Source organism: Stieleria sp. (genome assembly GCF_041595215.1).
Lineage (GTDB): Bacteria > Planctomycetota > Planctomycetia > Pirellulales > Pirellulaceae > Stieleria > Stieleria magnilauensis.
In genome coordinates, this window is sequence record NZ_JBFHKV010001438.1 from 1 (window position 1) to 1,698 (window position 1,698).

Here is a 1,698-nt window from a genome sequence, read left to right on the forward strand (position 1 = left end):
GGCGGCGCGGTCGTGACCGAGATTCCGATTCAAGTCGAACCGAAACTGCCGTTGGAAGTCACCGGCGGCGATCGCATCGACCTGCCCGTGGGACTGGTCAATGGGACCGACCAAGACGGAGCGTTCGAAGTTCAATTGCAACTGGACCCGGCATTCACGGCGACTCGTCGGTCTGGGCTGACCTCCGTTGCCGCCGGCGATCGAACCACGGAAATCTTTTCCTTGAACGTCACCGAACCGGCCAAACCCACCGAGGCCAAGGTCCGCGTCTCGGCCACACTCAGCGGCAGCACGCTTGCCGATCAGGTCGAACGATCCGTGCGAATCGTTCCCGACGGGTTTCCGTTTGACGTTTCTCAATCGGGATCGCTATCCAAGTCGGCTTCTCTGTCGTCGAACTTGCCCGATTCTGTGGTGCCCGGTTCGTTATCGGCCGTCATGGAATTTTTCCCGAGCCCCCGATCACAATTGAGCGCGGGATTGGAAAGTATCTTGCGCGAGCCGCATGGGTGTTTCGAACAAGCGTCGGCTTCGAACTATCCCAACGTGATGGCGTTTCAATTGTTGCAACTTGAAGGCGTGGTGGATGACCGTGCCGAACGCCGCACCGTGTCGCTGTTGCGTCGCGGCTATCGAAAACTGACCAGCTACGAATGTTCCACGCTGGGGTATGAATGGTTCGGCAACGATCCCGGCCACGAAGCGTTGTCGGCATTCGGACTGATGCAGTTTTCCGAGATGGCGAAGATGATCGACATCGATCGCGAGATGCTCAGTCGCACCCGCAACTGGCTGCTCTCCAGACGCGACGGCAAGGGCGGATTCAAACGCAACCCACGCCACCTGCACGTCTGGTCGGTCCAGCAAGAGGTCGTCAATGCGTACTTGTTGTGGGCGCTTTCGCAAGCCGATTGGGCCGCAGGTGATGCGTCCGCGACGGCTTCGGAACTGTCAGCCGAATTGGATGCGATGCAACGCGTGGCAGAATCCTCTGACGATCCCTATTTGATCGCGTTGTCCGCCATCACACTGGCCAATGTGGGCCGAGACCGTCAGGCGGCGACGTTGCTGGACCGGCTTGTGGAACTTCAAAACGCAGACGGCAGCTTCCTCGGCAAAACGACGATCACGCAAAGCGGTGGGATCTCGCGGACCGTCGAGACGACCGCGCTGGCGATTCTGGCGTTGGCCCGCAGCGACGACCATCGCGGCGTGTCACAGAAAGCGGCAACGTGGCTGATCGAAAATCGACGCGGCGGCGGGTTCGGATCGACGCAAGCGACGGTGTTGGCGCTCAAGGCCTTGATCGCGATGCACGATCAGATGGTCGGCGGCGACGGCGGCAGCGTCGATGTTCTGCTCGATGGCGAGGTCGTTGAAACGGTTCGCTGGGACGGGCGTCCCGCCGAGGGCGTGACGTGGCAGATGACACCGGCGCTGATCGACGCGTTCGTTTCCGATCCCACCACGCGATTGACGCTTCGCAGCAGCGATGCCACGGCCTTGCCCTTCACGCTCCGCTTCACCGGGCGGACGACGTCGCCGTCAAGTGATCCTGAATGCCCGATCGCGATGAAGCTGTCCTTTGCCGGGCAGTCCGATCAAGCAAACGTCCGAAGCGGCGATGCGATCGATGTCATCGCAGAGGTGAACAACGTGACGAACACCGGACGCCCGATGACCGTCGCCGTGGTCGGA

General features: G+C 61.1%; 1 protein-coding gene. It reads left to right on the forward strand.

The window, feature by feature from the left end; translation table 11 throughout:
* The coding region (locus ABX749_RS31910; RefSeq protein WP_372899596.1) for a hypothetical protein at positions 1-1,698 on the forward strand (1,698 nt) is incomplete at both ends.